This is a genomic window from Mycobacterium sp. Soil_C_30, assembly GCF_057656995.1.
Map to the genome: position 1 here is coordinate 150,618 of NZ_JBDGJH010000011.1, position 21,967 is coordinate 172,584.

Genomic DNA, 21,967 nt, shown 5'->3' on the forward strand with positions numbered 1-21,967 from the left:
AGGCAACCATGACGACGTCGGTCGGCACGCCTCTGACTGCGGCTGATCTCAGCAGGATCAGAGCCGACTTCCCGATCCTGTCTCGCGTCATGCGGGGCGGGAACCAGCTGGCGTACCTCGATTCGGGTGCCACCTCGCAGCGACCCCTGCAGGTGCTCGACGCCGAGCGGGAGTTCCTGTTGAACTCCAACGGCGCGGTGCACCGCGGGGCCCACCAGCTGATGGAGGAGTCCACCGATGCCTACGAGCAGGGCCGCGCCGACATCGCCGCGTTCGTCGGGGCCGACGACGACGAGCTGGTGTTCACCAAGAACGCCACCGAGTCGATCAACCTGGTGTCGTACGCGTTGGGAGACAACAGGTTCGAGCGTGCCATCGGCCCCGGGGACGTCATCGTCACCACCGAACTCGAGCACCACGCCAATCTGATTCCGTGGCAGGAGTTGGCCCGGCGCACCGGCGCCACCCTGAAGTGGTACTCGGTGACCGACGACGGGCGCATCGACCTGGACTCGTTGGAGCTCGACGGCAACGTCAAGCTGGTCACCTTCACGCACCACTCCAATGTCACCGGCGCCATCGCCCCGGTCGCCGAACTGGTGGCCCGGGCCAAGGCTGTCGGTGCGCTGACCCTGCTCGACGCCTGCCAGTCGGTGCCGCACCAACCGGTGGACTTCCACGCCCTCGACGTGGACTTCGCAGCGTTCTCCGGTCACAAGATGCTCGGCCCCAACGGGATCGGCGTCCTCTACGGACGGCGCGAACTGCTGGGCGCGCTGCCGCCGTTCATCACCGGCGGGTCGATGATCGAGACGGTGACCATGGAAGCCACCACCTACGCTCCGGCGCCGCAGCGCTTCGAGGCCGGCACGCCGATGACCTCGCAGGTGGTCGGATTGGCCGCTGCCGCACGCTATCTCGACGCCATTGGCATGAGTGCGGTGGAAGCGCACGAGGAGGCCCTGGTGGCCGCGGCGCTGGACGGACTGGCCGGGATCCCCGGCGTGCGGATCATCGGCCCCCAGACGGGGGAGCTGCGCGGCTCGCCCGTGGCGTTCGTGGTCGACGGCATCCACGCGCACGACGTCGGGCAGGTGCTCGACGACGACGGTGTCGCGGTGCGGGTGGGTCACCACTGCGCATGGCCGCTGCACCGGCGCTTCGGCATCGCCGCGACCGCGCGCGCGTCCTTTGCGGTGTACAACACCCTCGACGAGGTGGACCGGCTGGTGTCGGGTATCAAGCGGGCGGTTGAGTTCTTCGCATGAGGCTGGAACAGATGTACCAGGAAGTGATCCTGGATCATTACAAGCACCCGCATCACCGCGGTCTGCGTGAACCGTTCGGCGCGGAGGTGCGTCACGTCAACCCGACGTGTGGTGACGAGGTGACACTGCGGGTGGCGCTGTCGTCTGACGGGGAACATGTCGCCGACATCTCGTATGACGGGCAGGGCTGTTCGATCAGCCAGGCGGCGACGTCGGTGCTCACCGATCAGGTGATCGGCCAGACGGTGGGGGATGCGCTGAAGACCGTGGCGGCGTTCTCCGAGATGGTCTCGTCACGCGGCAAGATCGACGGTGACGAGGACGTGCTGGGCGACGGAATCGCCTTCGCCGGCGTGGCCAAGTACCCGGCTCGGGTGAAATGCGCCCTGCTCGGCTGGTTGGCTTTCAAGGACGCGTTGGCGCAGGCCAGTGATCGCGAAGAGGAGAAGATGACGTGAGCGACACCCCGATCAACGATGAGCTCCTCGCGGACGTCGAAGAGGCGATGCGCGACGTCGTGGACCCCGAACTCGGTATCAACGTCGTCGATCTGGGTCTGGTCTACGGCTTGAACGTCGAAGAGGCCGATTCCGGCAGGGTGGCGTTGATCGACATGACGCTCACGTCTGCGGCCTGCCCGCTGACCGACGTCATCGAGGACCAGTCCCGCACCGCCCTGGTGGGTGCCGGCCTGGTCAACGACATCAAGATCAACTGGGTGTGGAACCCGCCGTGGGGTCCGGACAAGATCACCGAGGACGGCCGCGAGCAACTGCGCGCCCTCGGCTTCACCGTCTGATCCACCCCGAACTGTCCTGGGCCGAGGCCCCGGCAGACTTCGCGCGGCTGCGACACGCTCCCTGATTGTCGTGCGACACGCCGCCGCAGTGTTTGCTCTACGCCACAGGCGGGTAACGCAGCACGCGGGCGAGCTGGCTTGATCTGCCTCGGCTCGTAGTACTTGCCGACGACAATCCAGCCAACATCTTCGCTGGTGAGCGGCGGAAACCGAGGCTCAACCCACCCGAGGCGGGTAACTGGGCCGCCGACGCAGACCACGGACTGTGGCAAATTTGCGGAGTGTCCTCGTCCTTCGCCATCAATCGCCTCTTCGCGTTGAATTCATAATGGCCAGAACGGTGGTGGCCGATCTCAGGTGGCGGCCGCACGAATGTCGGCGGACCGCCGGCAAACGCCGGCGGGGTACGCGAGTGCGCTGTGCAAGCGCTTGGCAAACTGCTCAGGAGATGCAGTTTTGGTGCGCGGTCAACGCCTTTCTGCAAATGGAACCGCATCTGCTGAATTCGTAATGGGGCAGACACAATGGACCTGATCCTTGAATGGCGAGGCCGTGGCGTGGTCTGGCAACGCGGGCGACGAGCAAATGAACTTTGAGTTTTAACTAACGTACCTGCAAAATCTCCTATACATTTCTGCTTGCGCATCGCTCGCTGGCAACGGCGAGAGAAACAACCGTGGGGCGACGGCTCCACCTGCTACAGGACCGGTTCAACGGCGGCCCGGTCCGGTATTTGAAAGACATTCCTACTACCCGTCACTGCGGTCAGCTTGGTCCGGCCGGCGCGATACGGGCAGTCGATCCAGCGAACTCTTTGTGGTGGTTGGGTTGATGGCTGTCCGGAGGCGCCGGCGGCGAAGTTGCGCGCAGTAGTCCGCGAACAGAGGTTGACTGCAATGGCTGGTCGGTCGCGCGCCACAACAAACGCGAAGAAGCGCAGGCAAGGCCGTCGTGGCCAACCGCTGCCGTGCACTTATTGGCTTGGCGTGGGAGTGGTGACAGCGGGGCTGGGTGCCGCGTTGAGTGCCGGCGCGGGTATCGCAGCCGCCACCACCGGCGATGGCACCGACTCGGGCCGGACATCGTCGGTGTCGTCGTCACTGTCATCGTCGGCCGATGCGCCGTCTGACAAGGGCGATGACAAGCCCGACGACCCCAACGACGACGACAAGCCCGGCCGGACCAGCGCGGGGGCCGAGGACGACGCTGACGAAGACGACGAAGCGGCCGAAGACAACGAAGCGGCCGAAGAAGACGAAGCGGCCGAAGACGAAGAAGCTGCAGACGACGAAGCTGAAGACGGCGCTGAAGCAGACGATGAAGTAGCCGACGACGAAGAAGCCGAGCCCGACCCGACGTCGGAGAGTCCGTCATCCGACGACGGCGATCCCGCAGAATCCGGCGGGGAAACGGAACCCGAGGCCGACGTGGTTGTGGTGCAACCGGTCTCGAAGAACGACAGGAACCATGGCCAGACCCGCGCCGACTCGGTGATCACCCCCGGCACCGACGCCGAGCCGCAGGCCAAACCCACGGAGGCGCCGGTGGAGGCCGCACCTTCCGCACCAGCCGCGTCGGCACCGCAGTCGCTGGCGGCCACCACCACGGCGGCCACTCCCGCGGCCGGCGAGGGTTCGCTGGTTTCGGGCCGGGTCACGGTGGGCACCATCCTGGTCGACATCATGACGTGGATCGGCCTGGCGCCGCCGCCGGCCAGCGCGCGGCTGTTGCCGATCAACGTTCCGGGCTTCATCGAGTCGTGGTGGTTCACCGTTCGTACGCAGATCTATCGGGACGGCCAGCAGCCCGCGCAACCCGAAGAACCGGGTCAGCCGCAGGAACCGGAGCAGCCGGAGTTGCCGGACAGCGGCGACCTTCCGCTGGTGTGGGAAACCAACTTCACCAGCATCGAGGAAGCGCTGAAGTACTGGGGCGTGCAGACCGGCCGCTGGGGCCAGTCCGCCGGGGAGAACCAGTACTACACCGACTTCGGCAACGTGTACCTCAACGACGAAGGACACGTCGTCATCGTGACCCGGCAGGAGACCGCACCGGACGGCCTGGGCGCGCCTAACAACTACACGTCAACCCGCCTGGTCACCTACGGCAAGACCTCGGTTTCGGTGGGACAGCGCATCGTGGCCCGCATCCAGATGCCCTACACCCAGGGCAGCCTGCCGGCGTTCTGGACGGTCGGTTTGGAACCCGGGCACGAGTTCGACTGGCCCCGCCAGGGTGAGATCGACATCGTGGAACTGCCTGGGTTCGGCGGTGTGGACGGCAGCAGGCACTGGACCGGCAACATCCACGGGCCGGCCGCGGGCAACAACACCGTCGACGTGAAGCTGCACGGCAACGACGCGGACATGGGTGTCGACCTGTCCCAGGGATTCCACGAGTACGGGATCGATTGGTACGCGGACCGGATCATCTGGCACGTCGACGGGCAGGAGGTCGGCAGCATCACCCAGCAGCAGTACGAGGCGCTGGGCGGCGACTGGACCCCGTTCTCGGGCGCCTGGCCGCACTATCTGATCCTCAACAACGCGGTCGGCAACCCGTGGACCGGCGATCCGGACGGTACCTCGGTTTTTCCGATGGAGATGACGATCGATTGGGTGAAGGTCTACCAGCTCTGATCCGACCGGTTTGTCGGGTGCGGGGAACACACCCATGCCACACCGCGTTGAACTCGACGTGGCAACTCGAGATATCACAGCCGAAGAGTTCAACGACACCATCAACGACAACGACATCGTGTTGGTCGACTTCTGGGCGTCGTGGTGCGGCCCGTGCCGGTCGTTCGCGCCTACTTTCGCCAAGTCGTCGGAGCAGCATCCGGACGTCGTCTACGCGAAGGTCGACACCGAGGCCGAGCAGCAGCTCGCCGCGGCCGCGCAGATCCGGTCCATTCCCACGCTGATGGCGTTCAAGAAGGGCAAGCTGGTGTTCAACCAGGCCGGTGCCCTGCCGCCCGCGGCGCTGGAGGACCTGATCCAGCAGGTGAAGGACTTCGACGTCGACGCCGCCATCGCGGCGCAGGGCAACACCCCCGCCGAATAAGACGGTCCTGACGGGATGACACGCACTAACGTGCCATCCCGTGAGCAGTGACAGCTTCGTCCTCGTCGAGCGGCCCCGCGACCACGTCGCCTTGGTGACGCTGAACCGCCCCGAGCGGATGAATTCCATGGCCTTCGATGTCATGGTGCCGCTGAAGCGGGTGCTCGACGACCTCACCCACGACAACAGCGTGCGTGCGGTGGTGCTGACCGGAGCCGGTCGTGGGTTTTCCTCCGGCGCCGACCACAAGTCCGCCGGCAGTGTCCCGCACGTCGACGGGCTGACGCGGCCCGGTTTCGCGCTGCGGTCCATGCAGGTGCTCGACGACGTGATCCTGGGGTTGCGCCGCCTGCACCAGCCGGTGATCGCCGCGGTCAACGGTGCGGCCATCGGCGGCGGTCTGTGCCTGGCGCTGGCCTGCGACATCCGGGTCGCGGGGGCGGCGGCATATTTCCGGGCCGCCGGGATCAACAACGGTCTGACGGCCAGTGAGCTGGGCTTGTCCTATCTGTTGCCGCGGGCGATCGGCACTTCGCGCGCCTTCGAACTCATGCTGACCGGCCGCGATGTCGACGCCGGCGAAGCCGAGCGGATCGGCCTGGTATCGCGCCAGGTCGCCGACGGTCAGCTGCTGGACACCTGTTACGAGATGGCCGAGCGGATCGCCGGGTTCTCGCGGCCCGGAATTGAGTTGACCAAACGCACGCTATGGAGTGGGCTGGACGCCGGTACCCTAGAGGGGCACATGCAGGCAGAAGGCCTGGGCCAGCTCTACGTTCGCCTGCTCACCTCCAACTTCGAAGAAGCGGTAGCGGCGCGCGCCGAGCAGCGTCCACCGGTCTTCACCGACGACAAATGACACCGCAGGTGTCATCAGCGACGAGGAGTTTGACCGGTGATCACCGCAACGGACCTGGAGGTTCGGGCCGGCGCACGCACGCTGTTGGCCGCCGACGGGCCCGCGCTGCGGGTCCAACCGGGTGACCGGATCGGGCTGGTCGGGCGAAACGGGGCGGGCAAGACCACCACGCTGCGCATCCTCGCCGGTGAGGGCGAGCCGTATGCGGGCACCGTGACCCGCACCGGGGAGATCGGTTACCTGCCGCAGGACCCCAAAGAGGGCGACCTCGATGTGCTGGCCCGGGACCGCGTGCTGTCCGCCCGTGGTCTCGATCAGCTGATGTCAGACCTGGAAAAACAACAGGTGTTGATGGCCGAGGTGGCCGACGACGCCGCCCGCGACAAGGCGGTGCGCCGCTACGGGCAACTGGAGGAACGCTTCGCCGCACTCGGCGGGTACGCCGCCGAGAGTGAGGCCGGCCGCATCTGTGCCAGCCTGGGTCTGCCGGACCGGGTGCTCACCCAGCCGCTGCGAACCCTGTCCGGCGGTCAGCGCCGGCGCGTCGAGCTGGCGCGCATCCTGTTTGCTGCCTCGGACTCGGGTTCCGGTAACGCCACCACGTTGCTGCTCGACGAACCCACCAACCACCTCGACGCCGACTCGATCGTCTGGCTGCGCGACTTCCTCAAGAACCATCCCGGGGGACTGATCGTGATCAGCCACGACGTCGACCTGCTGGCCGATGTGGTGAACCGCGTGTGGTTCCTGGACGCGGTGCGCGGAGAAGCCGATGTCTACAACATGGGCTGGCAGAAGTACCTCGATGCGCGTGCCACCGACGAACAACGCCGGCGCCGGGAACGCGCCAACGCCGAGAAGAAGGCATCCGCGCTGCGCGCACAGGCTGCCAAGATGGGCGCCAAAGCCACGAAAGCCGTTGCGGCGCAGAACATGCTGCGTCGGGCCGAGCGGATGATCGCCGAGCTCGACGACGAGCGCGTGGCCGACAAGGTGGCCCGGATCAAGTTCCCGACACCTGCGCCGTGCGGGCGCACACCGTTGGTGGCCAAGGGGCTGACGAAGAACTACGGTTCACTCGAGGTGTTCACCGGAGTGGATCTGGCGATCGACCGTGGTTCCCGGGTGGTCATTCTCGGGCTCAACGGTGCGGGCAAGACGACGCTGCTGCGGATGCTCGCCGGGGTCGAGACCTCCGATGCGGGCGGCCTGGAGCCTGGGCACGGCCTCAAGATCGGGTACTTCGCCCAGGAGCACGACACTCTCGATGACCAGGCTTCGGTGTGGGAGAACATCCGCCACGCCGCGCCCGATACCGGCGAACAAGACCTCCGCGGTTTGCTGGGTGCGTTCATGTTCACCGGCCCGCAGCTCGACCAGCCGGCAGGCACGCTGTCCGGCGGTGAGAAGACCCGGCTGGCACTCGCGGGGCTGGTCGCCTCCACCGCGAATGTGCTCCTGCTCGACGAGCCCACCAACAACCTGGACCCGGCTTCGCGCGAACAGGTGCTCGACGCGCTTCGCAGCTACGTCGGCGCGGTGGTGCTGGTGACCCACGATCCGGGCGCCGCCGAGGCTCTCAACCCCCAACGGGTGGTGCTGCTTCCCGACGGCACGGAGGATTTCTGGTCCGCGGAGTACCGGGAACTGATCGAACTAGCCTGACAGACGCTGGTTTCGGTCGACCATTTTCGGTGATTCTCCCCACATCCGGCGTCGCGGTTCCTACTCTGTAGCTGTCGTCGGGGTCCTGATCTACTGGGGGAGGCGTCGATGCGGAAGACAGACAAGGCACGCGAGCAACTGTTGGACGAGCTTCGGTTCGAATACGAGAAAGGCGCGAGCATTCGCGCGCTGGCGGCCACCACCGGGCGATCGTACGGATCCATCCACAGCATGCTGGTCGAGTCGGGTACCACGATGCGCAGTCGCGGCGGGCCCAACCATCGCAGTCGGGTGAGCTGAGGGGCGCCCTCACCCGGAGTTTGCGGTGAGGGTGCCCTAACTACACTTATCCCAGCGATGCCCGGTTTCCGTCGACCGCCCCCGGGCTGGCGTGGCGCACGGAGGCCTCCACCAGGTCGAGCACGGCGGACAGCCGTTTCGGGTCCTCGCCGGAAGCCAGTCGCGCCACCAGCCCGTCGAGCACCAGGTCGAGGTACACGTGCAGCACGTCGCTGGGGACGTCGTCGCGTACCCGACCGGCCTCGGTCTGGCGGCGCAGCCGGTCGGTGGTTGCCGCCGACAACTCATGCGACCGCTCCGCCCAGCCGCGGTTGAATGCCGGATCGTGCCGTAACTTGCGCGCGATCTCCAAACGTGTTGCCAGCCAGTCGAATTGCTCCGGAGTGGCCAACATGTCCCGCATCACCTGGATCAGCCCCTCGCGGGAGGCCACCTCGGCCATCCGTTCGGCGTCTTCGCGTGCCAGCTCGAAGAACAACGAATCCTTGTCGCGGAAATGGTGAAAGATCGCCCCCCGTGACAACCCGATCGACTGCTCCAGGCGGCGCACCGTCGCTTTGTCGTAACCAAATTCGGCGAAGCACCGCCTGGCGCCGTCGAGGATCTGGCGGCGGCGAGCCGCCAGATGGTCCTCGCTGACTCTCGGCATCTACGGCGTCTGGCTAGCTGGTCTTCAGCATGTTGCGCAGCACGTACTGCAAGATGCCGCCGTTGCGGTAGTAGTCGGCCTCACCGGGGGTGTCGATGCGGACCACCGCGTCGAACTCCACCTTCGAACCGTCCTCCTTGGTGGCCGTCACGTGCACCGTCTTGGGCGTCTTGCCGTTGTTGAGCTCCGTGATGCCCTCGATGTCGAAGGTCTCGGTGCCGTCCAGCTTCAGCGAGGCCGCCGACTCGCCGGCGGGGAACTGCAGCGGGATGACTCCCATGCCGATCAGGTTGGACCGGTGGATGCGCTCGAACGACTCGGTGATCACCGCGCGCACACCCAGCAGCGTGGTGCCCTTGGCCGCCCAGTCGCGCGACGAACCGGACCCGTACTCCTTGCCGCCCAGCACCACCAGCGGGATGCCTTGCTTCTGGTAGTTCTGCGAGGCGTCGTAGATGAAGGCCTGGGGGCCGTCCGGCTGGGTGAAGTCGCGGGTGTAGCCGCCGGACACATCGTCGAGCAATTGGTTCTTCAGCCGGATGTTGGCGAAGGTGCCGCGGATCATCACCTCGTGGTTGCCGCGACGCGACCCCAGCGAGTTGAAATCCTTGGGCTCGACACCGTGCTCTTCGAGGTACTGCGCGGCGGGGGTGCCCTTCTTGATGGCGCCGGCCGGGGAGATGTGGTCGGTGGTCACCGAATCTCCCAGCAACGCAAGCACTCTGGCGCCCTTGATATCGGAGACGGGCTCCGGCTCGGCGGGCATGCCGTCGAAGTACGGCGCCTTGCGCACGTAGGTCGAGTTCTCGTCCCACTCGAAGGTGTTGCCCTCCGGCGTCGGCAGCGAGCGCCAGCGGTCATCGCCCTTGAACACGTCGGCGTAGCTGTCGGTGAACATCTTCCGGTCGATCGAGCTGGCGATGGTCTCCTGGATCTCTTGGGCCGAGGGCCAGATGTCCTTCAGGAAGACGTCGTTGCCCTCGGTGTCCTGGCCCAGCGGATCGGACTCGAAGTCGAAGTCCATGGTGCCGGCGAGACCGTAGGCGATCACCAACGGCGGCGAGGCCAGGTAGTTCATCTTGACGTCGGGGGAGATGCGGCCTTCGAAGTTGCGGTTGCCCGACAGCACGGCCGTCACCGACAGGTCGTTGTCGTTGATGGCCGCGGAGATCTCGTCGGCCAGCGGCCCGGTGTTGCCGATGCAGGTGGTGCAGCCGTAGCCGCCCAGGTAGTAGCCGAGCTTCTCCAGGTACGGCCACAGGCCGGCCTTGTTGTAGTAGTCGGTGACGACCTGCGATCCCGGGGCCATGTTGGTCTTGACCCACGGTTTGGTGGTCAGGCCCTTGTCGACGGCCTTCTTGGCCAGCAGCGCGGCGCCGAGCATGACCGTCGGGTTGGAGGTGTTGGTGCAGGACGTGATGCCCGCGACCACCACCGCGCCGTGGTCGAGCACGAATTCGCCGCGCTCGTCGGAGCGCACGGTCACCGGCTTGCTCGGCCGGCCCTCCGACCCGTTGGCTGCCGAGGGCCGGACATCGACGGCGCCGTCGTCGGCGAACGACAGCGACGCGGAGTCGCTGGCCGGGAAGGACTCGTCGATGGCTTCGTCGAGCTTGGTCTCGGGCGCCGGGTGGTGCTCCTCGACGTAGTTGTGGATGTCCTTGCGGAAGGCGTTCTTGGCGTCGGTCAGCTCGATGCGGTCCTGCGGGCGCTTCGGCCCGGAGATGGACGGCACCACGGTGGACAGGTCGAGCTCGAGGTACTCGGAGAAGACGGGTTCCTTCTCCGGGTCGTGCCACATGCCCTGTTCCTTGGCGTAGGCCTCGACCAGCGCGAGCTGCTCGTCGGTGCGCCCGGTCAGCCGCAGGTAGTTGATGGTCTCCTCGTCGATGGGGAACATCGCTGCGGTGGAACCGAATTCGGGGCTCATGTTGCCCAGGGTGGCGCGGTTGGCCAGCGGCACCTCGGCCACGCCGGCTCCGTAGAACTCGACGAACTTGCCGACCACACCGTGCTTGCGCAGCATGTCGGTGACGGTGAGCACGACGTCGGTGGCGGTGACGCCCGGCTTGATCTCGCCGGTCAGTTTGAAGCCGACGACGCGGGGGATGAGCATCGAGACCGGCTGGCCCAGCATGGCGGCCTCGGCCTCGATACCGCCGACGCCCCAGCCCAGGACGCCGAGGCCGTTGACCATCGTGGTGTGACTGTCGGTGCCCACACAGGTGTCGGGGTAGGCCACCCCGTCACGGACCATCACGGTGCGGGCCAGGTACTCGATGTTGACCTGGTGCACGATGCCGGTGCCCGGGGGGACGACCTTGAAGTCGTCGAACGCGCCCTGGCCCCAGCGCAGGAACTGGTAGCGCTCGCCGTTGCGCTGGTATTCGAGTTCGACGTTGCGCTCGAAGGCGTCGGCGCGGCCGAAGACGTCCAGGATCACCGAGTGGTCGATGACCAGTTCGGCGGGCGCCAGCGGGTTCACCTTCTCGGGGTCACCGCCCAGGGCGGAGACCGCCTCGCGCATGGTGGCCAGGTCGACGACACAGGGCACCCCGGTGAAGTCCTGCATGATCACGCGGGCGGGGGTGAACTGGATCTCGATGCTGGGGTCGGCGTCGGCGTCCCAGTTGGCGATGGCCTCGATGTGTTCTTTGGTGATGTTGGCGCCGTCTTCGGTGCGCAGCAGATTCTCGGCCAGGACCTTCAGGCTGTAGGGGAGTTTCTCGGTGCCGGGTACCGCGTCGAGGCGGTAGATCTCGTACTTCTTGTCACCGACCTCAAGGGTGTCATGCGCTGCGAATGAATTCTTGCTGGTCACGTCAACTCCCGGCGTTTCGATTTCCTCGCCGGCGGGCTGTGCCGGCGATCGGCTGCAACTCTAACAGTACGCTTGTCCTGTAATCCATCCGGACCCGGCGTGGCTGTGGGTCTCAGTCTGGTCGCGGCGGGCGCGTGATGCCACCGGGTTGAATGACCGTCGCGTACCGTGCGGGTGAACGTTGGCGCCTGAGAAAGGTTGACGCGCACATGTCGGGTTGGGATCAAGGTCCTCAGGTGCTGCCATTCGTCGGGCCCATCCCCACTTTTGTCAGCCCGCCCACCATCCCCGCCTTCATCCCCCCCGAAGTCGACATGCCCGCCGTTCAGGCCGACGTGGCCCGCGACGGCGTGAGCGCCCCGCCGGCCGATGAACCCGGGCTGCTACAGGTGGTCCGGGAGGCCGAACAGGACGGAATCGATCTCAAGATCGTCGTGATCGACCGCAACCCGCACATCGATACACCCCTGCGCGATATCGCCACCGAGGTCGGTCAGGCCAACCCCGGATCGACGGTGCTGGTGCTGAGTCCCTCCTTCGCCGGGACCTACAGCAGCGAGTACGACAGGGTGACCCTGGAAGCCGGTGAGGACCTCGCCAAGACCGGCAACCCGGTGCAGTCCTCGCAGAATTTCGTGAGCCAGTTGAATACCCCGGACTTTCCCTGGACTGGCCTCACGATTGGGCTCACCGGCGCGGTATTCCTGGCCGTTGTTGTGACGCGCATCCTTCAGGTAAAGGGGAAGCGTGCATTGGCCGACGAAACCGCTTCTACCAGCGATTTCTGAGCTTTCATCGCCTTTATGGCGAACTCGAATTGTCACTGTTCGATAACAGCGCGCTAATTACATTCCTGTAATTTGTAACGAAAGTTTCTTCAGGGACAATTGTGACGTACGGTTCTGGAGGCACCTATTGTTGTAGGTGTGCTTCGAGTGACTAGTGATTGCTGTGTTGCGGCAGGGTGATCCGGTCGAGTTGAGCCATGAGGAGACGTGAGTCGCATGAGACCCATCCACGGCGCATCTCCATTGCTGACACTGGCGCTGCTGCTCGGCACGCCCGGCCTGGCGCATGCGGAGCCGCCCGCCCCCAGCAGCCTGGCCGCTCTCATCGCCGACGTCGCCGAGGCCAATCAGCGACTGCAAGATCTCGGTGCCTCGGTGCAGAGCGAACAAGAGGGGGTCAACAAGGCCATCCTCGACGTCCAGGCCGCCCGCGACAACGTCGCTGCGGCACAACATGATCTGGACCTGAAGCAGCAGGGCGTGCGGGATGCCGACGCCGCCATCGCCGACGCGCAGCGCAAGTTCGACGAGTTCGCCGTCGCGTCGTACGTCAACGGTCCGTCGGCGTCGTACCTGACCGCCCTGGATCCCGGTGAGATCATCGCCAACGCCAGCACCGAACACACCCTCGCGCTCAGCTCGCAGAAGGTGATGGCCGACCTCCAGCGCGCCCGCGCCGAACAGCTCAACCAGGAGTCGCTGGCCCGGTCGGCCAAACAGAAAGCCGACGAGGCCGCAGGCGCGGCGCAGGCCAGCCAGGACAACGCGGTGGCCGCGCTCACCGCGGCGCAGAAGAAGTTCGCCGAACAGCAGTCCGAGATCCAGCAACTCGGGGCCCAGCGCGACGCCGCCCAGGCCAAACTCGCCGAGGCCCGGGTCGCTGCGGCGCCGGCGGGCAGCGCGGCCGTCATCCGCCCGCAGGCCGCCGCGTCGAACCCGGCGCCCGCCAATGCCGCTGCGCCGTCGGCGGACTGGGACCGGGCACCGGCCGGGGCCACGCCGCCGCCGTTCGGTGACGCCAGCCAGTGGGACATGACGCTGCCGATGGTGCCCAGCGCATTCGTCTCGGGTGACCCCATCGCGATCATCAACGAAGTGCTCAAGATCGGCGCCACCTCGGCGCAGGTGACCGCGGATCTGGGCCGCGGCTTCCTGGAGAAGCTCGGCATCCTCAAGCCCGCGGACACCGGCATCACCAACGGTGGTGTCATTCCCCGCGTCTACGGCCGGCAGGCCTCGGAGTACGTCATCCAGCGCGCCATGAAACAGATCGGGGTGCCGTACTCCTGGGGCGGCGGTAACGCCGCCGGCGCCAGCCGCGGAATCGATTCCGGCGCAGGCACTGTGGGATTCGACTGCTCCGGTCTGGTGCTGCACGCCTTCGCCGGTGTCGGTATCAAGCTGCCGCACTACTCCGGTTCGCAGTACAACATGGGCCGCAAGATCCCGTCGTCGCAGATGCGCCGCGGTGACGTCATCTTCTACGGCCCCGGCGGCAGCCAGCACGTCACGATCTACCTGGGCAACGGGCAGATGATCGAGGCGCCCTACACCGGCTCACACGTGAAGATCTCCCCGGTGCGTACGAGCGGTATGACGCCCCACGTCGTCCGCTACATCGAATACTGATGGGTTTCTGAATTGGGTTCAAAAAGCATGCGCCAGTGGCTCTTTCGTTTTCTCCGCCCGGTGTTGGCCGCGGCGGTGGCGATTCTGCTCGCAGTGGGTGCGGCCACACCCGCGGCGGCGGAGCCGGATCCGGGGCAGTGGGATCCCACGCTGCCCAAACTGATCAGCGCCGGCGCCCCGGGTGACCCGCTGGCCATCGCCAACGCCTCGCTGGCGGTCACGGCGCAGGCCACCGAAGCCACCATGAACCTCGGGCGCAGCTTCCTGCAGAAGCTCGGCCTGGCGCCCAGCGACGCACCCGCCGGCGTCGCTCCGGGCCGGGTTCGCGGCCCCCAGGCCATCGAATACGTCATCCGCCGCGGCGCCACCCAGATCGGCGTGCCGTACTCCTGGGGCGGCGGTAAGCCGACCGGCCCGAGCACCGGCGTGGACTCCGGCGCGGGCACCGTCGGCTTCGACTGCTCGGGGTTCACCCAGTTCGCCTTCGCCGGCGTCGGGGTGCTGATCCCCAAGTACTCCGGCGACCAGTACAACACCGGACGCAAGGTGCCGCAGTCACAAGCCAAGCGCGGCGATCTGCTGTTCTGGGGCCCCGGCGGCAGCCAGCACGTGGCGATCTTCCTGGGCAACGGCCAGATGCTGGAGTCCTCCGGCAGTGCCGGGCAGGTCAAGGTCAGCCCGCTGCGCACCGCCGGTTTGCAGCCGTACCTGGCCCGCATCATCGAGTCCTGAGCCCGCGCTTGCCGGTGGGCACGTCGACGTAATCCGAAGTGCCTGGAATAGTTGAGGCGAGCGCGGTCGCCCGCTGAAGGGCACCGCCGCCGGTAGCACCGTTTTCATGTATCAGCTGTGGAGGATTGTCGATGACGTCACCAGGTGGGTCGCCCAACTACACGCCGGGAAGTGCGCCCGGCGCTCATGCGGCCCCGCCGTCCGGTGGTGCTGTGTCTTCGGGGCAGCCCGCTCCGAACGGCCTGGCCGCCGAGGTGCACACCCTCGAACGCGCCATCTTCGAGGTCAAGCGCATCATCGTCGGCCAGGACCAGCTGGTGGAGCGCATCCTGGTGGGCCTGCTCGCCAAGGGGCACGTGCTGCTCGAAGGTGTGCCCGGTGTCGCCAAGACCCTGGCCGTCGAGACCTTCGCCAAAGTGGTGGGCGGCACCTTCGCGCGTATCCAGTTCACTCCCGACCTGGTGCCCACCGACATCATCGGTACCCGCATCTACCGCCAGGGCCGCGAGGAGTTCGACATCGAACTGGGCCCCGTCGTGGTCAACTTCCTGCTGGCCGACGAGATCAACCGCGCACCGGCCAAGGTGCAGTCCGCGTTGCTGGAGGTCATGGCCGAGCGCAAGATCTCCATCGGCGGCAAGACCTACCCGCTGCCCAAGCCGTTCCTGGTGATGGCCACGCAGAACCCGATCGAGAACGAAGGTGTGTACCCGCTGCCCGAGGCGCAGCGCGACCGCTTCCTGTTCAAGATCAACGTCGACTACCCGTCGCCGGAGGAAGAGCGCGAGATCATCTACCGGATGGGCATCACCCCGCCCACGCCGAAGGGCATCCTCAATCCCGGTGACCTGCTGCGCCTGCAGGACCTGGCGGCCAACAACTTCGTGCACCACGCGCTGGTCGACTACGTGGTTCGGGTCATCACCGCCACGCGCCACCCCGAGCAGTTCGGCCTCGGTGACGTGAAATCCTGGATCGCGTTCGGCGCCTCACCGCGTGCCTCGCTGGGCATCATCGCCGCCGCCCGCGCCCTGGCGCTGGTACGGGGCCGCGACTACGTGATCCCGCAGGACGTCATCGAGGTCATCCCCGACGTGCTGCGGCACCGGCTGGTGCTCACCTACGACGCGCTGGCCGACGAGATCTCGCCGGAGACGGTGATCAACCGGATCCTGCAGACCGTGGCGCTGCCGCAGGTCAATGCCGTTCCGCAGCAAGGGCATTCGGTACCGCCCATGGGGCAGAACGCGGTTCCTGCCGGGGCGCAGCCGTCCGTGGCGGCCAACAGTCGGTGACCGAGCCGAACCCCGCCGCACCGCCGTCGTTCCAGCGCGGCGAGATCGGCGACCCGAAACTCGCTGCGGCACTGCGCACGCTGGAGCTCACCGTCAAGCGCAAGCTCGACGGTGTGCTGCACGGTGACCACCTCGGCCTCATCCCCGGACCGGGTTCGGAGCCGGGGGAGTCGCGGATGTACCAGCCCGGCGACGACGTGCGCCGGATGGACTGGTCGGTGACCGCGCGCACCACCCATCCGCACGTCCGCCAGATGATCGCCGACCGGGAACTCGAGACCTGGCTGGTGATCGACATGTCGGCCAGCCTGGATTTCGGCACCACCGGCTGTGAGAAACGTGACCTGGCGGTCGCCGCGGCGGCGGCCATCACCTATCTCAACAGCGGTGGCGGCAACCGGCTGGGCGCCATCATCGCCAACGGCGACAGCATCATCCGGGTACCCGCCCTGTCCGGGCGCCAGCACGAGCAGAGCCTGCTGCGGGCCATCGCCACCGCACCCCGCGCACCCCAGGGGGTCCGCGGGGACCTGTCGGCGGCCATCGACGCACTGCGCCGGCCCGAGCGGCGGCGCGGGATGGCGGTGGTGATCAGCGACTTCCTGGGCCCGATCAACTGGATGCGCCAGCTGCGGGCCATCGCGGCCCGGCACGAGGTGCTCGGTGTCGAGGTGCTGGACCCCCGCGACGTGGAGTTGCCGGACGTGGGCGACGTCATCCTGCAGGACACCGAATCCGGGGTGACCCGCGAATTCACCATCGATGCCCAGTTGCGCGACGACTTCGGCAAGGCCGCCGCCGCGCACCGCGCCGAGGTGGCGCGCACCATGCGGCGCTGCGGCGCACCGCTGATGACACTGCGCACCGACCGCGACTGGATCGCCGACATCGTCCGATTCGTCGCGTCACGGCGGCGGGGTGCCCTGGCCGGGCTCTGACATACGAAACGAGATGACTGACCACTCATGACGTTGCCGCTCCTGGGACCGATGTCGCTGTCCGGCTTCGAACACCCCTGGTTCTTCCTGTTCTTCATCGTGATCGCGGCGTTGGTCGCGTTCTACGTCGTGGTGCAGCGAGCCCGGGAGAAGCGGGTCCTGCGGTTCGCCAACATGGAACTGCTGGAGACGGTGGCGCCCAAGCGGCCCACCCGCTGGCGGCATCTTCCTGCGATCGCGCTGATCATGTCGCTGACGCTGCTGACCATCGCGATGGCCGGCCCCACCCATGACGTCCGGATCCCGCGCAACCGCGCCGTGGTGATGCTGGTGATCGACGTGTCCCAGTCGATGCGGGCCACCGACGTCGCGCCCAGCCGCCTGGCCGCCGCGCAGGAAGCCGCCAAACAGTTCGCCGATCAGCTCACCCCGGGTATCAACCTGGGCCTGATCGCCTATGCGGGCACCGCCACGGTGTTGACCTCGCCGACCACCAATCGCGAGGCCACCAAGAACGCCATCGACAAATTGCAGCTGGCCGACCGGACAGCCACCGGTGAAGGCATCTTCACCGCGTTGCAGTCCATCGCCACCGTCGGCGCCGTCATCGGCGGCGGTGACGAGCCGCCGCCGGCGCGGGTGGTGCTGATGTCCGACGGCAAGGAGACGGTGCCGTCGAACCCGGACAATCCCAAGGGCGCCTACACCGCCGCGCGCACCGCCAAGGATCAGGGTGTGCCGATCTCCACGGTGTCGTTCGGCACGCCCTACGGCTACGTCGAGATCAACGACCAGCGCCAGCCGGTGCCCGTCGACGACGAGATGCTCAAGAAGATCGCCGATCTCTCCGGCGGTAGCGCCTACACCGCGTCCAGCCTGGAGCAGCTCAAAGAGGTGTTCACCTCGCTGCAGGAGCAGATCGGCTACGAGACCATCAAGGGTGACGCCAGCGTCGGCTGGCTGCGACTCGGTGCGCTGGCGCTGGCGCTGGCGGCGGTGGCGGCACTGGTGATCAACCGCCGACTGCCGGGCTGACCGTCGATTTCGGCGATGGAACCGACACACGTTAAGTTGACGCCATGACCGAAATCGCGGTGACCGACGCAGAAAGTCAGCCGGCGGGTGGCAAACCCGCCTTCGTCTCCCGATCCGTGCTGGTGACCGGCGGTAACCGCGGTATCGGCCTGGCGATCGCGCAGCGGCTGGCCGCCGACGGGCACAAGGTGGCGGTGACCCACCGCGGCTCCGGTGCCCCCGAAGGTCTGTTCGCCGTCGAATGTGATGTCACCGACAACGCCGCGGTCGACCGCGCCTTCACCGAAGTCGAGGAGCACCAGGGACCTGTCGAGGTGCTGGTGTCCAACGCCGGTATCTCCAAGGACGCGTTCCTCATGCGGATGACCGAGGAGCGTTTTCAAGAGGTCATCAACGCCAACCTCACCGGCGCGTTCCGGGTGACGCAGCGGGCGTCGCGCAGCATGCAGCGCAAGCGGTTCGGCCGGATCATCTACATCGGCTCCGTCTCGGGCATGTGGGGTATCGGCAACCAGGCCAACTACGCGGCCGCCAAGGCCGGTCTGATCGGCATGGCCCGCTCGATCTCCCGCGAACTGTCCAAGGCCGGTGTCACCGCCAATGTCGTCGCCCCCGGCTACATCGACACTGAGATGACCCGCTCGCTGGACGAGCGGATCCAGGCCGGGGCGCTGGAGTTCATCCCGGCGAAGCGGGTCGGCACGGCCGAGGAGGTGGCCGGCGCGGTCAGCTTCCTGGCGTCCGAGGACGCGAGCTACATCGCCGGCGCGGTGATCCCGGTCGACGGCGGCATGGGCATGGGCCACTAACGAAAGATAAGGACTTTCACATGACAGGTTTTCTGGAAGGCAAGCGGATCCTCGTCACGGGGATCATCACCGACAGCTCGATCGCGTTCTACATCGCCAAGGTCGCCCAGGAAGCGGGTGCCGAACTGGTGCTCACCGGGTTCGACCGGATGAAGTTGATCCGGCGCATCGCCGACCGGCTGCCCAAACCGGCGCCGCTGATCGAACTGGACGTGCAGAACCAGGAGCACCTCGACTCGCTGGCCGACCGCGTCACCGCCGAGATCGGTGAGGGCAACAAGCTCGACGGTGTGGTGCACTCCATCGGCTTCATGCCGCAGACCGGGATGGGTATCAACCCGTTCTTCGACGCCCCGTACGAGGACGTCGCCAAGGGCATCCACATCTCCGCGTACTCGTATGCCTCCCTGGCCAAGGCCGTGCTGCCGATCATGAACCCCGGTGGTGGCATCGTGGGCATGGACTTCGACCCCACCAGGGCGATGCCGGCCTACAACTGGATGACGGTGGCCAAGAGCGCACTGGAGTCGGTCAACCGGTTCGTGGCCCGGGAGGCGGGCAAGGTCGGTGTGCGCTCGAATCTTGTTGCCGCAGGCCCCATCCGGACGCTGGCCATGAGTGCCATCGTGGGCGGTGCGCTGGGCGCCGAAGCGGGTGACCAGATGAAGCTGCTGGAAGAGGGCTGGGATCAGCGCGCGCCGATCGGGTGGAACATGAAGGACCCGACGCCGGTCGCCAAGACGGTGTGCGCCCTGCTGTCCGACTGGCTGCCGGCCACCACGGGCACTGTGGTCTACGCCGACGGCGGCGCACACACCCAGCTCCTTTGACATCGGACCCGAGAATGGACTTCGACGCGCTGCTGCTCCTGTCCTTCGGTGGTCCAGAGGGCCCGGAGCAGGTGATGCCCTTCCTGGAGAACGTCACCCGGGGCCGCGGCATCCCGCGCGAGCGCCTGGAGGCCGTCGCGGAGCACTACTACCACTTCGGTGGTGTCTCACCGATCAACGGCATCAACCGGGCGCTGATCGAGCAGCTGCGCACCGTCACCGACCTGCCCGTGTACTTCGGCAACCGGAACTGGGAGCCGTTCGCCGAGGACACTGTTGCAGCCATGCGCGACAACGGTGTTCGGCGAGCCGCGGTGTTCGCCACCTCGGCCTGGGGCGGCTACTCGGGGTGCGCGCAGTACCAGGAGGACATCGCCCGGGCCCGGGCCGCCGCCGGGGAGTCCGCACCCGAGCTGGTGAAGCTACGCCAGTACTTCGACCACCCGCTCTTCGTCGCGATGTTCGCCGACGCCATCACCGAGGCCGCCACCACCCTGCCCGCGTCGCTGCGCGGGCAGGCCCGGCTGGTGTTCACCGCGCATTCGATTCCGCTGCGCGCGGCATCCCGCTGTGGCCCCGACCTCTACGAGCGTCAGGTCGGATACGCCTCCCGCCTGGTGGCCGCCGCCGCAGGTCATGACGAGTTCGATCTGGTGTGGCAGTCACGCTCGGGCCCGCCGCAGGTGCCGTGGCTGGAGCCCGATGTGGGCGATCACCTCGAGGCATTGGTGTCCCGCGGCGTCAAGGCGGTGATCGTGTGCCCGGTGGGGTTCGTCGCCGACCACATCGAGGTGATCTGGGACCTCGACAACGAGCTCAAGGAGCAGGCCGACGAGGCGGGGATCGCGCTGGCGCGGGCCAGCACACCCAACGCGCAGAAACGCTTCGCCGAGCTGGTGATCGATCTGGTCGACGAACTGCGGCAGGGCCGCGAGCCCTCCAGAGTCGTTGGCTCCGATCCGGTTCCGGGTTACGGCTGCAGCGTCGACGGGGCGTTCTGCACACCCGCCTGCGAACCGGTCAGTGCTCCCACGCCGAATGCAGGATCGCGCTGACCGCAGCCAGTCGCGCTGACCGCACCACCTGCCCCAGCGGGCGCAGGGCGTCACTGGCGATCTGAACCTCCGACGACGACTGTGTCGAGATGGGCATCAGGCCGGCGCTGACGGTCATGATGGCGTCCACATGGGCGGCGTTGTCCAGCACGCGCAGCGCCCGGGTGGGCGCGTGGTCGGGTGCGCTGTGGTGGCGGTCGGCCTCCAGCAGCTGTTCGACCATGCCGCGGGGATCCTCGATGTCGACTCCGGTGCCCCCGGCCCGCAGCGCCGACAGGGCATCTGCCGCCGCCCGCACCGCGGAGCGCAGCTCGTATTCGGCTTCGCCCAGATCGATGTACTGCGCCACGGGCGGGGCGGGTAGCGAGTACACGGTCCAGGCCAGCCGGCGCGGTTCGGCGCTCTCGTCGAAACCGTCGTCGTCGCCACCGAAATTGAACACGTCATCGGTGTCGTCGTACTCGAAATCGGGCACCAGCCCCACCGGGGTGCCGCGTTCGGACGTCACGATCACCGCCTCGCCGGCTTCCAGGGCGTCGCGCTGGAACGTCGTACCGGCGGGCAGTCCGCGCACATCACCCGGCACCGGCAGCGCCAGGCTGAGCGAGGGTTGCGGGACCGTCCGGACACCGGCGGCGGTGCGCAGTGTCTGCAGCATCGAGACCGCGCCCGCGTCGTTCACATCCGGCCAGGGCAGTCCGGTGCCGGCGGCCGCCACGGAATCATAGGCCGTCACTGAATGTGTTGGCGCCCATTGGGATAACGCATCGAGGACATCGTCGGGCGCGGCCTTGCCGGCAAGCCAGGCATTGGCCCACAACGCCAGAGAAACACTAGGGCACCACATGATGCACGCAGTGTAATAGCTCGCCGGGGAGGTGGCCCGCCGCAGCGGCGACGGCGCGGCGCCCGGGGCCCGGCCGCGGTTTGCGGGTTCTGAATCTCTGCGCGCAAGGTTCGGGGCAAGTCGGGGCGGAGACAGTAGGCTGGCGGTATGCCTGCGGCCCTGATCTGGCTCATCGTCGCCTTGGGGCTAGCCGGTGCCGAAGCGCTGACCGGTGACCTGTTCCTGCTGATGCTCGGTGGTGGTGCGCTGGCCGCGGCGGGCTCGGCCGCGGTGTTCGACTGGCCGATCTGGGCCGACGGGGTGGTGTTCCTCGTCGTGTCGGTCCTCTTGCTGGTGCTCGTCCGGCCGGCTTTGCGCAAGCGCTTCACCTCAGGCCCCCCACTTGAGTCCGGAATGGCGGCCCTCGAGGGCAAGTCCGCCCTGGTACTCGACCGGGTGAGTCAGCACGAAGGTCAGGTCAAGCTGGAAGGCGAGATCTGGACCGCGCGCCCGCTCAACGACCACGATGTCTACGAACCCGGCGACCACGTGACCGTCATGCACATCGACGGTGCCACCGCGGTCGTCTGGAAAAACGCCTGACCT

At 67.1% G+C, this 21,967-nt stretch carries 21 protein-coding genes; 18 read left to right on the forward strand and 3 right to left on the reverse strand.

Annotated features, from left to right (window positions below):
* The first annotated feature begins 8 nt into the window (after positions 1 to 8).
* The 8 genes from AC3A6P_RS20995 to AC3A6P_RS21030 all read left to right on the forward strand — a co-directional run bounded on the left by AC3A6P_RS20995 (position 9) and on the right by AC3A6P_RS21030 (position 7,954).
* Positions 9 to 1,268 carry a cysteine desulfurase gene (locus AC3A6P_RS20995; RefSeq protein WP_487693656.1) on the forward strand — a complete coding sequence of 420 codons (1,260 nt, stop codon included), beginning with the start codon at positions 9 to 11 and terminating at the stop codon, positions 1,266 to 1,268.
* Complete coding sequence (sufU, locus tag AC3A6P_RS21000) at positions 1,265 to 1,726, forward strand: Fe-S cluster assembly sulfur transfer protein SufU (RefSeq protein WP_487693658.1); 462 nt, start codon at positions 1,265 to 1,267, stop codon at positions 1,724 to 1,726. The genes AC3A6P_RS20995 and sufU overlap by 4 nt, the downstream gene beginning before the upstream one ends.
* Entirely contained in the window at positions 1,723 to 2,067 is a 345-nt protein-coding gene (locus tag AC3A6P_RS21005; protein WP_487693659.1) for a metal-sulfur cluster assembly factor, read from the forward strand. The genes sufU and AC3A6P_RS21005 overlap by 4 nt, the downstream gene beginning before the upstream one ends.
* 986 nt (positions 2,068 to 3,053) lie before the next feature.
* Complete coding sequence (locus tag AC3A6P_RS21010) at positions 3,054 to 4,706, forward strand: glycoside hydrolase family 16 protein (RefSeq protein WP_487693661.1); 1,653 nt, start codon at positions 3,054 to 3,056, stop codon at positions 4,704 to 4,706.
* Between the two features lie 58 nt (positions 4,707 to 4,764).
* Positions 4,765 to 5,130, forward strand: a complete 366-nt coding sequence (gene trxA / locus AC3A6P_RS21015) for a thioredoxin (RefSeq protein ID WP_487693723.1) — start codon at positions 4,765 to 4,767, stop codon at positions 5,128 to 5,130.
* Positions 5,131 to 5,170: 40 nt separating this feature from the next.
* Positions 5,171 to 5,989: an enoyl-CoA hydratase gene (locus AC3A6P_RS21020; protein WP_487693662.1), complete on the forward strand. Its 819-nt coding sequence runs from the start codon at positions 5,171 to 5,173 to the stop codon at positions 5,987 to 5,989.
* A 36-nt stretch (positions 5,990 to 6,025) separates the two neighbouring features.
* Positions 6,026 to 7,654, forward strand: coding sequence for an ABC-F family ATP-binding cassette domain-containing protein (locus AC3A6P_RS21025; protein WP_487693663.1), 1,629 nt, complete (start codon positions 6,026 to 6,028; stop codon positions 7,652 to 7,654).
* A gap of 108 nt (positions 7,655 to 7,762) precedes the next feature.
* Complete coding sequence (locus AC3A6P_RS21030; RefSeq protein ID WP_487693664.1) at positions 7,763 to 7,954, forward strand: helix-turn-helix domain-containing protein; 192 nt, start codon at positions 7,763 to 7,765, stop codon at positions 7,952 to 7,954.
* A gap of 46 nt (positions 7,955 to 8,000) precedes the next feature.
* Here the strand turns inward: AC3A6P_RS21030 and AC3A6P_RS21035 are convergent, their stop codons facing one another.
* Together AC3A6P_RS21035 and AC3A6P_RS21040 are read right to left on the reverse strand one after the other, a co-directional pair.
* Positions 8,001 to 8,603 (reverse strand): TetR/AcrR family transcriptional regulator, encoded by a 603-nt coding sequence (locus AC3A6P_RS21035; protein WP_487693665.1) that lies wholly within the window; start codon positions 8,601 to 8,603, stop codon positions 8,001 to 8,003.
* 13 nt (positions 8,604 to 8,616) lie between these two features.
* Positions 8,617 to 11,424 (reverse strand): aconitate hydratase, encoded by a 2,808-nt coding sequence (locus tag AC3A6P_RS21040; RefSeq protein WP_487693666.1) that lies wholly within the window; start codon positions 11,422 to 11,424, stop codon positions 8,617 to 8,619.
* Between the two features lie 209 nt (positions 11,425 to 11,633).
* Between AC3A6P_RS21040 and AC3A6P_RS21045 the strand changes: the two genes are divergently transcribed.
* The 9 genes from AC3A6P_RS21045 to AC3A6P_RS21085 all read left to right on the forward strand — a co-directional run bounded on the left by AC3A6P_RS21045 (position 11,634) and on the right by AC3A6P_RS21085 (position 20,535).
* Positions 11,634 to 12,212: an Rv1476 family membrane protein gene (locus AC3A6P_RS21045; RefSeq protein ID WP_487693724.1), complete on the forward strand. Its 579-nt coding sequence runs from the start codon at positions 11,634 to 11,636 to the stop codon at positions 12,210 to 12,212.
* A 216-nt stretch (positions 12,213 to 12,428) separates the two neighbouring features.
* On the forward strand, positions 12,429 to 13,841 hold the full coding sequence (gene ripA, locus AC3A6P_RS21050) for an NlpC/P60 family peptidoglycan endopeptidase RipA (RefSeq protein ID WP_487693668.1): 1,413 nt from the start codon (positions 12,429 to 12,431) through the stop codon (positions 13,839 to 13,841).
* Between the two features lie 27 nt (positions 13,842 to 13,868).
* Positions 13,869 to 14,573: an NlpC/P60 family peptidoglycan endopeptidase RipB gene (ripB, locus tag AC3A6P_RS21055; RefSeq protein WP_487693669.1), complete on the forward strand. Its 705-nt coding sequence runs from the start codon at positions 13,869 to 13,871 to the stop codon at positions 14,571 to 14,573.
* A 131-nt stretch (positions 14,574 to 14,704) separates the two neighbouring features.
* The gene (gene moxR1 / locus AC3A6P_RS21060; RefSeq protein ID WP_487693670.1) at positions 14,705 to 15,868 is read left to right on the forward strand and encodes a chaperone MoxR1; all 1,164 of its coding nucleotides are present in this window, start codon (positions 14,705 to 14,707) and stop codon (positions 15,866 to 15,868) included.
* Positions 15,865 to 16,806, forward strand: a complete 942-nt coding sequence (locus AC3A6P_RS21065; protein WP_487693671.1) for a DUF58 domain-containing protein — start codon at positions 15,865 to 15,867, stop codon at positions 16,804 to 16,806. The genes moxR1 and AC3A6P_RS21065 overlap by 4 nt, the downstream gene beginning before the upstream one ends.
* A 27-nt stretch (positions 16,807 to 16,833) precedes the next feature.
* Positions 16,834 to 17,841: a VWA domain-containing protein gene (locus AC3A6P_RS21070; protein ID WP_487693673.1), complete on the forward strand. Its 1,008-nt coding sequence runs from the start codon at positions 16,834 to 16,836 to the stop codon at positions 17,839 to 17,841.
* A 44-nt stretch (positions 17,842 to 17,885) separates the two neighbouring features.
* Complete coding sequence (fabG1, locus tag AC3A6P_RS21075) at positions 17,886 to 18,650, forward strand: 3-oxoacyl-ACP reductase FabG1 (protein WP_487693674.1); 765 nt, start codon at positions 17,886 to 17,888, stop codon at positions 18,648 to 18,650.
* 20 nt (positions 18,651 to 18,670) lie between these two features.
* Entirely contained in the window at positions 18,671 to 19,480 is an 810-nt protein-coding gene (inhA, locus tag AC3A6P_RS21080) for an NADH-dependent enoyl-ACP reductase InhA (protein WP_487693675.1), read from the forward strand.
* 14 nt (positions 19,481 to 19,494) lie between these two features.
* Positions 19,495 to 20,535, forward strand: coding sequence for a ferrochelatase (locus tag AC3A6P_RS21085; protein WP_487693676.1), 1,041 nt, complete (start codon positions 19,495 to 19,497; stop codon positions 20,533 to 20,535).
* Here the strand turns inward: AC3A6P_RS21085 and AC3A6P_RS21090 are convergent.
* On the reverse strand, positions 20,501 to 21,382 hold the full coding sequence (locus AC3A6P_RS21090; RefSeq protein ID WP_487693678.1) for a hypothetical protein: 882 nt from the start codon (positions 21,380 to 21,382) through the stop codon (positions 20,501 to 20,503). The two genes, AC3A6P_RS21085 and AC3A6P_RS21090, sit on opposite strands and share 35 nt — an antisense overlap.
* Before the next feature lie 147 nt (positions 21,383 to 21,529).
* Here AC3A6P_RS21090 and AC3A6P_RS21095 point away from each other — a divergent pair, with 147 nt between their 5' ends.
* Positions 21,530 to 21,964 carry an NfeD family protein gene (locus AC3A6P_RS21095; RefSeq protein WP_487693679.1) on the forward strand — a complete coding sequence of 145 codons (435 nt, stop codon included), beginning with the start codon at positions 21,530 to 21,532 and terminating at the stop codon, positions 21,962 to 21,964.
* Positions 21,965 to 21,967: the final 3 nt, after the last annotated feature.